The sequence below is a fragment of the Stenotrophomonas sp. STEN023 genome (assembly GCF_056760135.1).
This window is the reverse complement of record NZ_JBRREF010000005.1, coordinates 62,110-74,049: the sequence shown is the minus strand read 5'-3', so window position 1 is coordinate 74,049 and position 11,940 is coordinate 62,110. Positions and strand designations below refer to the sequence as shown.

Below are 11,940 nucleotides of genomic sequence, written 5' to 3'. Positions count from 1 at the left end.
TCTGGAACTGCAGAGAAACAGGCGGCCATTGGCCGCCTGTTTCGTTACGCATCACAGGAAATCAGGCAGCGTCAGCTTGCGCTCGACGCGGGCCTTCAACCAGCGCGCGACCTACCATGTCCACCAGCACGTCGAGTTCTTCCTCATCCATGCCGAAGTGCGGGGTGAAGCGCAGCGAATTCTCGCCACCGTGGATCACGTTTACGCCATGCATGCGTAGCCACTCTTCGGTGGAGCCGGCGCCATAGCACTTGAACTGCGGGGCCAGTTCGCAGGAGAACAGCAGGCCGGTGCCCTGCACCTTGGTAATCAGGCCGCCGAGCTTGGTCTTGAGCGCTTCCAGCTTCTGCACGGCCTGCTCGCCACGCAGGCGGATGTTCTGGCGCACTTCCGGCGACAGGCGGGCCAAGGTGGCAACGGCTACATCCAGCGCACGCGGGTTGGTGGTCATGGTGTTGCCGTATACACCCTTGCGGTAGAGCTTTGCGGCATGTTCGGTGACGGCCAGTACCGACAGCGGGAACTGCGCGCCGTTCAAGGCCTTGGAATAGGTTTCCATGTCCGGCGGATCCAGTGTCTCGTAGCCCGGGTAGTCGACGAAGGACAGGGTGCCGTGCGCACGCAGTGCGGCCTGGATCGAGTCGATCAGCAGCAGGCTGCCGTGCTCGCGGGTCAGCTCGCGGACCAGCTTGTAGAAGCTGGCCGGTACCGCGCGGCCAGGGTCGCCTTCGCCCATCACCGGCTCCAGGAACACTGCTTCGATGAACCAGTTGTTGGCCTTGGCATCGGCGAATACCTTGCGCATTGCCGCTTCGTCATATGGCGCAACGGTGATCACGCTGTTCTCGCCGCGGTAGCTGGCCAGGTGCTGGTCATAGGCCTTGCGGCTGGAGTCCGAGTACAGCGCGGGGCGGTCGGTGCGGCCGTGGAAGCTGCCCTTGATCACCACGCGCTTGATCGTGGCGCCGGCATGCGGTGCGCCTGGATCGGTCTGCAGCTTGGCGTTGATATCGGCGATGCGTGCGGCCAGGCCGACGGCTTCGGAGCCGGAGTTCAAACACATGAAGTGGGTGAACGGACAGCCGCCGCGGCGGTGGCCGATCTCTTTCTTCATGGCCTGGACAAAGCGGCGCTGGGCCAGGCTCGGGGTCATGATGTTGGCCATGACCTGCGGTTTTGCCGCGGCGGCCATCACATCGGCCGGGGTGTGGCCGAAACCGAGCATGCCGTAGCCGCCGGCGTCATACAGCACCGCGCCCTTGAGCGAGATTACCCACGGTCCGCAGGCGGCCAGGGCGATATAGGGAACGATGGCATCGTCGGCATAGAAATTGACGAAGCCGGCCTGCATGGCGTCGATCTGGTCCTGTTCGTCCAGATCCAGCAGGTCGGCAGCTTCGTCCTTGATACGGGCGTATTCGCTGGCGGCGGCGGCGATTGCGCCGGCCAGGTCCGGGTGAGCAACGGCCAAGCGTTCAACGCTGGCGTCGTCCAGGCCTTGGGTCAGGCGGCTGCCGGCGTGCGCGCGAAGCGGGGCGAGGGGGCCGAGTACGGTCATGCTCATCTCCAGAAGTTTCTTGTATATATCCATTATGTGGAGATTCTGGACATATGGCAGCTATGATCTCGACGTATTTTCGGGTAATTTCGTCGAATCGACGAAGCTGGTTTGCAATGTGAATATTTCTCCTGCTGACGAGCGCCTGTTGTCCGTGCTCCGTGAGGATGCGCGCGCATCAACCGCGCAGATTGCCCGTCGCCTGGGATTGTCCCGGACCACGGTGCAGAGCCGCATCGACCGGCTTGAGCAGTTGGGGGTGATCGCCGGCTACACGGTGCGAACCCACGAGGACTACGAGCAGGGCCAGGTGCGTGCGCACGTCCTGATCACCGTGCTGCCGAAGAAGATGCCGGCGGTGGTCAAGGCGCTGCGCGATATCACCGAGGTGCGTTCGCTGCATTCCGTCAGTGGCAACCATGACCTGATCGCGATGGTGGTGGTCGGCGGGGTCAGTGAGATGGATGTGGTGACCGATGCGATCGGCGCGGTGGATGGGGTGGAGCGGACCAACAGCGCGATCATTCTTTCCACGAAGTTTGAACGTTGATCCAGACGGGCCGGTGCCGGACGGGTCGCCGTTTCGGCTTCCGTGGCTGTTGATCCAAAGCGGTCCCCGCAGCGGAGCCGAAACCTGAAAAACCGGCTCTTCCGCCCGCGAGAGCTACAATGCCCGGCTCTCCGTACGAAGTTCCGGCCTTGAAGAAGTCCGATTTCACCTATGACCTGCCTGAGGAATTGATCGCCCAGGCGCCCTTGGCCGAGCGTTCGGCCAGCCGTCTGCTGCTGGTTCCGCCGGCACCGGCCGCGTTCGATGACCGCCAGGTGCGTGATCTGGCCGAGCTGCTGCAGCCCGGCGACCTGCTGGTGTTCAACGACACCCGCGTCATTCCGGCACGCCTGTTCGGGCAGAAAACCAGTGGCGGCCGCGTCGAGATCCTGATCGAGCGGTTGCTCGGCGGACAGCAGGCGCGTGCACAGATCGGTGCCAGCAAGTCGCCCAAGGCTGGCAGTCGCATTCAGCTTGATGCCGGTGGCGAAGCCGAGGTGCTTGGCCGCGATGGCGAGTTCTACGTGCTGCGTTTCGATATTCCGGAGTCTCTGGAGTCCTGGTTGGTGCACGAAGGCCGCCTGCCGCTGCCGCCCTACATCCATCGCGAGCCGGGCGTGGACGACCGTGAGCGCTACCAGACGGTGTTCGCCAAGCAGGTAGGTGCCGTGGCTGCGCCTACCGCTGGCCTGCATTTCGATGAGGCGCTGTTGGCGCAGCTGCGCGAACGTGGCGTGCAGTTCGGCCACATCACCTTGCATGTCGGCGCAGGTACCTTCCAGCCGGTGCGGGTGGATGATCTTTCCCAACATGTGATGCACCGCGAATGGCTCAATGTAGGTGCCGAGCTGGTCGATCAGGTGCGCCGCACCCGCGCCGCTGGTGGCCGCGTGATCGGCGTTGGTACCACCGTGGTGCGGGCGCTGGAGAGCGCCATGCGTGAGGGTGAGCTGCTTCCCTATGCCGGTGAAACCCAGATCTTCATCACTCCCGGATACCGCATCCGCAGCGTCGATGCGATGGTCACCAACTTCCATCTGCCGGAAAGCACCTTGCTGATGATGATCAGCGCGTTCGCCGGCAAGGAGCGTGTTTTCGAGGCCTATGCGCACGCTATCGCGCAGAAGTACCGCTTCTTCAGCTATGGCGACGCGATGCTGTTGTTCCCGGCTGCGGAAGGTGCGGCTGTTTGACGCAGTGCACGGGCGGATCAAATGAGATAAGTTCTCATTTGATCCGTGTCCGGCCATCGTGGCCGGGACCGACGACCACTTCCGGAGTAATCCATGCGTCATCCGAAGCGTGCCGCCGGCCATCTGGCTGCCCTGTGTTCCCTCGTCCTGCTTGGTGCCTGCGCCAGAACCAGTGATACCACCACGCCTGCGGCCGCGCCGCCGGCAGCAGCGGGTGAAGTCAATCTCTACACCACGCGTGAGCCCGGGCTGGTGCAGCCGCTACTGGACGCGTTCACCGCGGACACAGGCATCAAGGTCAATACGGTGATGCTCAAGGACGGCTTGACCGAGCGGCTCGCGGCAGAAGGCGAGCGTTCGCCGGCTGACGTGCTGATGACGGTGGATACCGGGCGCCTGCTCGACGTGGTCGAGGCCGGCCATACCCAGGCGGTGAAGTCGCCGGTGCTGGAGGCTGCGATTCCGGCACATCTGCGTTCGCCAGAAGGCCAGTGGTTCGCACTGTCGCTGCGTGACCGCGTGGTCTATGCCGACAAGGATCTGGACCTGACCGGCTTCACTTATGAAGATCTGGCCGACCCGAAGTGGAAGGGCCGGGTATGCATCCGCTCCGGCCAGCATCCCTATAACACCAGCCTGTTCGCGGCGATGATCGCGCACGATGGTGCGGAGAAGACCGAAGCCTGGCTGCGCGCGGTCAAGGCCAACCTGGCGCGCAAGGCCGCTGGTGGTGATCGTGATGTGGCCCGCGACATCCTTGCCGGTATCTGCGATATCGGTGTAGCCAATGCGTACTACGTCGGTCGCATGAAGAATGCCGAAGAAGGCTCCGAGCAGCGCGCTTGGGGTGATGCCATCCAGGTGGTGCGGCCGGTGTTTGCCAGTGCCGCCGATACCGGTACCCACGTCAACATCTCCGGCGCCGCTGTCGCCCGCCACGCGCCCAATCACGACAACGCGGTCAAGCTGCTGGAGTATCTGGTCAGTGACAGCTCGCAGAGCCTGTATGCGCGCGCCAACTACGAGTACCCGGTCAAGCCCGGCGTTGCACTGGACCCGGTCGTCGCCAGCTTCGGTCCGATGAAGGTGGATCCGTTGCCATTGGCCGAGGTCGTCGCCAACCGCAAGTTGGCCAGTGAGCTGGTGGACAAGGTCGGCTTCGATAATTGAACCTGCGGGTTCCCGACAGGCCGGCGTTGCGTATGCGGTGCCGGCCTGCTGCTTTGTAATGGATGGCGCTTGATGGTGTTGCGATGGAATCCGTGGCTGCTGGCTGCGACATCGGTGGCAGCCTTGATGCTGGCGCCGCTGCTGGGCCTGGCGTGGGCGGCCAGCGACGGCAGCGCCGGTCTTTGGGCGCATCTATGGGCCAATGTGTTGCCGACTGCGCTGCTCAATACCGGTCTGTTGTTGCTGGGTGTGGGCGTCCTGGTCGGTGTGCTTGGTACGGGCAGCGCGTGGTTGGTGACGGCGTTCGCCTTCCCCGGGCGCAAGCTGTTGAGCTGGGCATTGTTGCTGCCCTTGGCCGTGCCCACCTATATCGCCGCGTTCGCCTATCTGGATGTGCTGCATCCGCTTGGCCCGGTGCAGGGCTTGATCCGTGATCTGCTGGGCTATGACAGCCCGCGCCAGTTCCGTCTGCCGGACATCCGCCATCTCGGCGGTTGCATCGTGTTGCTCGGCTTCGTGCTTTATCCCTATGTGTACCTGACCACGCGTGCCTTGTTCATGACCCAGGCTGCGGGCTTGCTGGAAGCGGCGCGCAGTTTGGGCGCAACGCCATTGCAGGTGTTCTGGCGGGTAGCGCTGCCGTTGGCGCGGCCGGCAATCGCAGTGGGTGTGGCGCTGGCCTTGCTGGAAACCCTCAACGACATCGGCGCCTCCGAATTCCTCGGCGTGCAGACGCTGACGGTGTCGATCTACACCACCTGGGTCAGTCGCGGTGATCTGGCTGGTGCAGCCCAGATCGCGCTGGCGATGCTCGGTGTGGTGGCCTTGTTGCTGGCGTTGGAGCGGCACGGTCGGCGGCGGCAGCGTTACGCCAGCGTGCTGCGGCCGCGTCCGTTGCAGCCACTGCAATTGTGTGGTGCACGTGCGGTGTTTGCGCTGCTGTTGGGGCTGCTGCCGGTGCTGCTGGGCTTTCTGGTGCCGGCGGCCTATCTGCTGTGGGAGGCGGTCGCGCGTCTGCAGCTTGGCGGGGTTTCGCCGCAGTTGCTGACCGCCTTGTGGAACACGTTGCGCGTGGCCTTGCTGGCAACGTTGGTGGCGATGACGCTTGGACTGCTGGTGGCCTGGGCATTGCGTCTGGCGCAGGCGCGGCGGCGTGATGGCTTGGCCGCCATCAATAGTCGTACGGCCGCCTTGGGTTATGCGATACCGGGCACGGTGCTTGCGATCGGGTTGTTGCTGCCGCTGGGTGGGCTCGATGCGATGCTCGGGCGGGGGCTGGCGCTGTTTGGTGGTTCGCCGCAGATGGTGTTGATGGGCTCGGTCACTGTGCTGGTGCTTGCGTACACGCTGCGCTTTCTTGCGGTGTCTGTCGGCGGGATTGAATCGGGTCTGGCGCGCGTTCCGCTGTCGCTGGATCAGGCTGCGGCCAATCTGGGCGAAGGTGCGGCCGGCATGCTGCGGCGCGTGCATCTGCCGTTGTTGCGTCCAGCCCTGGCTGCGGCCGCGCTGCTGGTGTTCGTCGACACTATGAAAGAGTTGTCGGCCACCTTGGTGCTGCGGCCAATGAATTTCGAAACCCTCGCAACCTGGCTATACGCGGAAGCGGCGCGGGGCACGTATGAGGAAGGGGCCGTAGCGGCCTTGCTGATTGTGGTCAGCGGCCTGTTGCCGGTGATCCTGTTGGCGCGTGCCGGTGCTGCATATGGAGTGGAAAATGCACGTTGATGCACAGCTGTTGTTGCAGGACCTGCAGATTGGTTACCCCGCCGCAGGTGGGTTCAAGCGGGTTGTGGATGGTCTATCGCTGCAACTCGGACGCGGCGAGATCGGTTGCCTGCTCGGTGCATCCGGCTGCGGCAAGACCACGGTGCTTCGCAGCATTGCCGGCTTCGAGCCACTGCAGCAGGGCCGCATCGTGCTTGCCGGGCGGCAGTTGGCGACGCCGCAACAGGCGCTGCCGGCCGAACAGCGCAGGGTCGGCATGATGTTCCAGGACTACGCCTTGTTCCCGCATCTGGATGTGGCAGCGAACATCGGCTTCGGCCTGCGTGGTTTGCCGCGCGCGCAGCGCAAGGCGCGGGTGCAGGCCTTGTTGCAGTACGTGGGATTGCCGGGGCTGGAGCAGCGCTATCCACATGAGCTGTCCGGAGGCCAACAACAGCGCGTGGCGCTGGCCCGCGCCTTGGCGCCGGCGCCGGACCTGCTGCTGCTGGATGAGCCATTCTCGAATCTCGATGTCGATACCCGCCAGCGGCTCGCAGGCGAACTGCGCGATCTGCTCAAGGCCGCCGGCACCACCGTGCTGATGGTGACCCATGACCAGAGCGAGGCCTTCGCCATGGCCGACCGCATCGGCGTCATGCACGACGGCCGTTTGCTGCAATGGGACACGGCGCAGGCCCTGTACCAAGCGCCGCTGGATCCGTTCGTGGCCGGCTTCATTGGCCGTGGCACGGTTGTGGATGCTGCGCAGCTTGGAATGGGCGAGGGTGGGCGGGTGCTGGTGCGGCCGCAGAGCCTGCAACTGGACCCGCAGGCGTTGCTGCGCGCAAGGGTGGAGGCCGTGGTATTCCGCGGGCCGGGCAGCAGCGGTTGGGTGCGACTGGCCGGTGGTGAACGTTTGGAGCTGGACTTCGCTCCCGATCAGCTGCCGGAAATCGGGGCTGAAGTCGGCGTAGGCTGGCACGATCCGGCGCCGGTCCGCTTCGCTGACTGAGCAATCCGGGTTCAAAGTTCGCCCTGCTGGCCCATATCCGCGACAATTGGCGCAACTGACGCCTCAATGCTTCCATGTCCAGATTGCAGTTCAAGCTCCAGAACACCGATGGTCGCGCCCGCCGTGGCCAGCTGTCCTTCCCGCGCGGCACCGTGCAGACCCCGGCGTTCATGCCGGTCGGCACCTATGGCTCGGTCAAGGGCGTGCTGCCAGAGCAGGTGCGTGCGCTCGGGGCCGAGATCATTCTCGGCAATACTTTCCATCTATACCTGCGCCCGGGCCTGGACGTGATCGCCGACCACGGCGGCCTGCATGGCTTCTGCCAGTGGAATGGCCCGATCCTGACGGATTCGGGCGGTTTCCAAGTGTTTTCGCTGGCGCATCGCCGCAAGATCACCGAAGAAGGCGTCACGTTCGCCTCGCCGACCGACGGCGCCCGGGTCTTCCTGGGCCCGGAAGAGAGCATGAAGATCCAGAAGGTGCTGGATTCGGACATCGTCATGATCTTCGACGAATGCACCCCGTACCCGGCCACCGAACCGGTGGCACGCAAGTCGATGGAGCTCAGCCTGCGCTGGGCCCAGCGCAGCCGCAACGCGCATGACGCCATGGGCAACGACGCAGCGCTGTTCGGCATCGTCCAGGGCGGCGTGCACACTGAGCTGCGCAGCCGCTCGGCCGAAGGCCTGCAGCAGATCGGCTTCGACGGCTATGCCATCGGCGGCCTGGCGGTGGGCGAGCCCGAGCACGAGCGCAATGCCATGCTTGACCACATGCATCCGATCCTGCCAGCCGACCGTCCGCGCTACCTGATGGGCGTGGGCCGGCCGGAGGATCTGGTCGAAGGCGTGGCCCGCGGCGTGGACATGTTCGACTGCGTCATGCCGACCCGTAATGCCCGTAACGGCCACTTTTTCACCTCGTTTGGCACGGTTCGCATCCGTAACGCCCGCTATGAGCGGGATATGGACGTGATCGAGCCGGGTTGCGGCTGCCACGCCTGTACCGGCGGGTATACGCGCTCCTACCTGCGTCACCTGGACCGCTGCAACGAGATGCTGGCGCCGATGCTGGGCACCCTGCACAACCTGTTCTATTACGAAAAGCTGATGGCCGACATGCGTGCGGCCATCGAGGCGGGAACCTTCCTGGCCTTCCGCGAGTCCTTCTATGCAGCCCGGGGCCTGAGCGTCCCGGCGTTGTCAGGGGAGTAGCGGTCTTCACACGGTCCGGGACGTGCTCCCGGACGCGTGGCATACTTCACGGCTGACCCCGTTTCGCGGTAACTGCTGCAGGCCATCCGGCCTGCATGGGCGCCGCCCAACATCAAGGATTACAAAATGACTCTCATGGCTATCCTGCTCCCCGTCGCCCAGGCCGCTCCGGCCGCACCGGGCATGGGCACCTTCCTGCTGCCCATCGCGCTGATCGCAGTGATGTACTTCCTGATGATCCGCCCGCAGATGAAGCGTCAGAAGGAACACAAGGCAATGCTGGAGAAGATCTCCAAGGGTGACGAAGTGCTGACCTCCGGCGGCATTGCCGGCGTGGTCACCGACATCGGCGACAACTTCATCACCGTGGAAGTGGCCGACAACGTCCGCATCCGCGTGCAGAAGGGCTCGGTCGGCAACGTCCTGCCCAAGGGCACGCTGAAGAACGCCGCCTGAGGCTGATCCCTTTCCGTCACGTCGTGACGCCGCACCGGCGTCGCGCAGGATCCTGCAATGCTTGAATTTCCGCGCTGGAAGTACTTCCTGATTCTGATCGTTCTGGCGGTCAGCGCGCTGTACGCGCTGCCCAACATCTACCAGAAGGATCCGTCCGTTCAGATCACCGCCAACCGTGGTGGGCAGATTGATGATGCGCTGCAAGAGCGCGTCAGCAAGGCGCTGGGCGAGGCCGGTGTCACCGCCAAGTCGGTGGAGAAGGAGGGCGAGAACAACCTGATCGTCCGCCTGACTTCGCTGGACGCCCAGTCGCGCGCCAACGAGGTGCTGCGTGAAACGGCCGGTGAAAACTACACCGTGGCCCTGAACCTGGCCTCGACCGTCCCGGATTGGCTGGCCAATCTCGGTGGCAAGCCGATGGTGCTGGGCCTGGATCTGGTTGGCGGCGTGCATTTCGCATTGCAGGTGGACCAGAAGGCCGCGGTGGACAAGCGCTTCGAAGCCTTCACTGAAGACGTGCGTACCACCCTGCGTGACAACCGCGTCTCCTACCGTTCGGTCGAGCGTCGTGGCGAAAGCGATATCTCGGTCGCGCTGACCAATGCTGCCGATGCCGACAAGGCACGTGCTGCACTGGCCAAGTCGCAGCCGACCTTCACCTATTCGGTGAGTGGTGACCGCATTACCGCGACCGTGCCGCAGGCGGAAATGCTGCAGATCGCCTCCGGCGCCATCGAGCAGAACCTGACCACTCTGCGTAACCGCGTCAACGAACTGGGCGTGGCCGAGCCGATCATCCAGCGCCAGGGCGAAGACCGCATCGTGGTCGAGTTGCCGGGCGTGCAGGATACCGCCGAAGCCAAGCGCATGATCGGTGCCACCGCGACGCTGGAATACCGCGCCGTGGTTGATGGCAATGCCGAGGATGCCGCCAGCACTGGCCGCATCCCGCCGGAAGCCAAGCTTTACCGCGACCGTGCCGGTCGCCCGGTGCTGTTGAACAAGCGCACCATCGTCACCGGTGACCAGATGGTCAAGGCAGCGACTTCCACTGACCAGAACGGCCTGCCGTCGGTCAGCGTGACGCTGAACAGCGTCGGTGGCCAGCGCATGTTTGATTTCACCAGCGCCAATGTCGGCAAGCCGATGGCCGTGGTCTACACCGAGCGGATTCCGCAGGTGACCATGGTCAACGGCGTGGAGCAACGCAGCTTCCGGGTCAAGGAAGAAGTGATCTCCGTGGCCAACATCAATGGTGTGTTCGGCAAGGAATTCCAGACCACTGGTCTGGAGAAGACCGAAGCCGATGGCCTGGCCAAGCTGCTGCGTGCCGGCTCGCTGGCTGCGCCGATGGACTTCGTCGAGGAATACGTGATCGGCCCGAGCCTGGGTAAAGAGAACGTGGATCGCGGCGTCAAGGCAGTGGTGTTCTCGTTCATCTTCACCCTGGTGTTCTTCGCCATCTACTACCGCATGTTCGGCGTGATCACCTCGGTGGCGCTGCTGTTCAACCTGCTGATCGTGGTGGCGGTGATGTCGATGTTCGGCGCGACCATGACCTTGCCCGGCTTTGCCGGTCTGGCCTTGTCGGTCGGCTTGTCGGTCGACGCCAACGTGCTGATCAACGAACGTATCCGTGAAGAGTTGCGCCTGGGCATGCCGGCCAAGAAGGCCATCGCGGAGGGTTACGAGCGCGCCTCGGGCACCATCCTCGACGCCAACCTCACTGGCCTGATCGTCGGTGTGGCGCTGTACGCGTTCGGTACCGGCCCGCTGAAGGGCTTCGCGCTGACCATGATCATCGGTATTTTCGCCTCCATGTTCACGGCGATCACCGTGTCGCGTGCTCTGGCAACGCTGATCTACGCCAAGCGCAAGAAGCTGAACTCCGTGGCCATCTGACGCGAATCTCTTCGCAGAAGCCCGCACCTGACCGGTGCGGGTTTTCCAAGGAACTCCTTGCATGAAACTGTTTCCACTTCACATCGTTCCGAACGACACCAATATCGACTTCATGAGTCACCGCAAGCCGGTGCTCGCGATCATGGTGGTGTTGCTGCTGGCCTCGTTCGCCATCATCGGCTTCAAGGGCTTCAACTACGCGCTGGAGTTCACCGGCGGCACGGTTGTGCGTACCCACTTTGAAAAGAGCATCGACGCCGACACGGTGCGCGAGCGTCTTGAAAAAGCCGGCTTCGACAATGCCCAGGTGCAGAGCGTTGGCGGCGGCAATGACTTGATGATCCGCCTGCCGCCAGATGGCGAGCACAACAATGCTGCCGATGCCGCACAGAAGGTTGCCGAGAATGTCCGCGTTGCGGTGACTGCGGCGGATAACGTCGCCACCGTGCAGCCGGGTGAATTCGTTGGCCCGCAGGTCGGCAAGGACCTGGCGATGAACGGCATCTACGCCACGCTGTTCATGGTCATCGGCTTCCTGATCTACATCGCCGCCCGCTTCGAATGGAAGTTCGCCATCGTCGCCAGCGTCACCGCGTTCTTCGACCTGATCCTGACCATCGCCTACATGTCGCTGGTTGGCCGCGAGTTCGACCTGACCGTGTTGGCCGGTATGTTGTCGGTGATGGGTTTTGCCATCAACGACATCATCGTGGTGTTCGACCGCGTGCGCGAAAACTTCCGCAGCCTGCGCGTGGAGCCGCTGGAAGTGCTGAACCGCTCGATCAACCAGACGCTGTCGCGTACGGTCATCACTGCGGTGCTGTTCTTCCTGTCCGCACTTGCGCTGTACATGTTCGGTGGCGAGTCGATGGAAGGCCTGGCCGAGACCCACATGGTCGGCGCCGTGATCGTGGTCATCTCCTCGATCATCGTGGCCGTGCCGCTGCTGAGCATCGGTCCGTTCAAGGTCACCAAGCAGGATCTGCTGCCCAAGGCCAAGGATGAGGAAGAGCTGGCCCGTCGTCCCTGACGGTACCGCACTGCCTCGCTGAAAAGCCGCGCCCTGCGCGGCTTTTCTTTTGCCCGCAATCCGAGTGAGGGCAGGGCAGTCCATGCGGTGGCGTCGGTTGTTTTCGCTGCGGCAGCGCACTACGATCCTCCCGGTTCAGCGCGCAAACTGC

General features: G+C 63.8%; 10 protein-coding genes. 9 read left to right on the top strand and 1 reads right to left on the bottom strand.

The features are described from left to right. Positions 1–61 precede the first annotated feature (61 nt). On the bottom strand, positions 62–1,558 hold the full coding sequence (locus ACVOLV_RS02340; protein WP_481552960.1) for an aminotransferase class III-fold pyridoxal phosphate-dependent enzyme: 1,497 nt from the start codon (positions 1,556–1,558) through the stop codon (positions 62–64). A 118-nt stretch (positions 1,559–1,676) separates the two neighbouring features. Between ACVOLV_RS02340 and ACVOLV_RS02335 the strand changes: the two genes are divergently transcribed. From ACVOLV_RS02335 to secF, 9 genes are all read left to right on the top strand, one after another. Beyond that, positions 1,677–2,108: an Lrp/AsnC family transcriptional regulator gene (locus ACVOLV_RS02335; protein ID WP_282271858.1), complete on the top strand. Its 432-nt coding sequence runs from the start codon at positions 1,677–1,679 to the stop codon at positions 2,106–2,108. Between the two features lie 149 nt (positions 2,109–2,257). Continuing rightward, entirely contained in the window at positions 2,258–3,301 is a 1,044-nt protein-coding gene (gene queA, locus ACVOLV_RS02330; protein ID WP_481552988.1) for a tRNA preQ1(34) S-adenosylmethionine ribosyltransferase-isomerase QueA, read from the top strand. Between the two features lie 93 nt (positions 3,302–3,394). After that, on the top strand, positions 3,395–4,471 hold the full coding sequence (locus ACVOLV_RS02325) for a Fe(3+) ABC transporter substrate-binding protein (protein ID WP_481552959.1): 1,077 nt from the start codon (positions 3,395–3,397) through the stop codon (positions 4,469–4,471). A 72-nt stretch (positions 4,472–4,543) separates the two neighbouring features. Further along, positions 4,544–6,196, top strand: a complete 1,653-nt coding sequence (locus ACVOLV_RS02320) for an ABC transporter permease (protein WP_481552958.1) — start codon at positions 4,544–4,546, stop codon at positions 6,194–6,196. Next, complete coding sequence (locus ACVOLV_RS02315; RefSeq protein ID WP_481552957.1) at positions 6,186–7,187, top strand: ABC transporter ATP-binding protein; 1,002 nt, start codon at positions 6,186–6,188, stop codon at positions 7,185–7,187. The genes ACVOLV_RS02320 and ACVOLV_RS02315 overlap by 11 nt, the downstream gene beginning before the upstream one ends. A gap of 74 nt (positions 7,188–7,261) precedes the next feature. Then, positions 7,262–8,401 carry a tRNA guanosine(34) transglycosylase Tgt gene (tgt, locus tag ACVOLV_RS02310; RefSeq protein WP_481552956.1) on the top strand — a complete coding sequence of 380 codons (1,140 nt, stop codon included), beginning with the start codon at positions 7,262–7,264 and terminating at the stop codon, positions 8,399–8,401. A gap of 126 nt (positions 8,402–8,527) precedes the next feature. Continuing rightward, a complete protein-coding gene (yajC, locus tag ACVOLV_RS02305) occupies positions 8,528–8,857 on the top strand; it encodes a preprotein translocase subunit YajC (protein ID WP_303746693.1) in 330 nt (109 codons plus the stop codon). 57 nt (positions 8,858–8,914) lie between these two features. Next, positions 8,915–10,759, top strand: coding sequence for a protein translocase subunit SecD (gene secD, locus ACVOLV_RS02300; protein WP_481552955.1), 1,845 nt, complete (start codon positions 8,915–8,917; stop codon positions 10,757–10,759). Positions 10,760–10,820: 61 nt separating this feature from the next. Beyond that, complete coding sequence (secF, locus tag ACVOLV_RS02295; RefSeq protein WP_481552954.1) at positions 10,821–11,789, top strand: protein translocase subunit SecF; 969 nt, start codon at positions 10,821–10,823, stop codon at positions 11,787–11,789. Positions 11,790–11,940 lie beyond the last annotated feature (151 nt).

Excerpts from the sequence above, each read along its gene's own strand:
- ACVOLV_RS02340 (WP_481552960.1), bottom strand. The coding sequence starts at position 1,558 with ATGACCGTACTCGGCCCCCTCGCCCCGCTTCGCGCGCACGCCGGCAGC.
- ACVOLV_RS02325 (WP_481552959.1), top strand. The coding sequence starts at position 3,395 with ATGCGTCATCCGAAGCGTGCCGCCGGCCATCTGGCTGCCCTGTGTTCC.
- ACVOLV_RS02320 (WP_481552958.1), top strand. The coding sequence starts at position 4,544 with ATGGTGTTGCGATGGAATCCGTGGCTGCTGGCTGCGACATCGGTGGCA.
- ACVOLV_RS02315 (WP_481552957.1), top strand. The coding sequence starts at position 6,186 with ATGCACGTTGATGCACAGCTGTTGTTGCAGGACCTGCAGATTGGTTAC.
- tgt (WP_481552956.1), top strand. The coding sequence starts at position 7,262 with ATGTCCAGATTGCAGTTCAAGCTCCAGAACACCGATGGTCGCGCCCGC.
- yajC (WP_303746693.1), top strand. The coding sequence starts at position 8,528 with ATGACTCTCATGGCTATCCTGCTCCCCGTCGCCCAGGCCGCTCCGGCC.
- secD (WP_481552955.1), top strand. The coding sequence starts at position 8,915 with ATGCTTGAATTTCCGCGCTGGAAGTACTTCCTGATTCTGATCGTTCTG.
- secF (WP_481552954.1), top strand. The coding sequence starts at position 10,821 with ATGAAACTGTTTCCACTTCACATCGTTCCGAACGACACCAATATCGAC.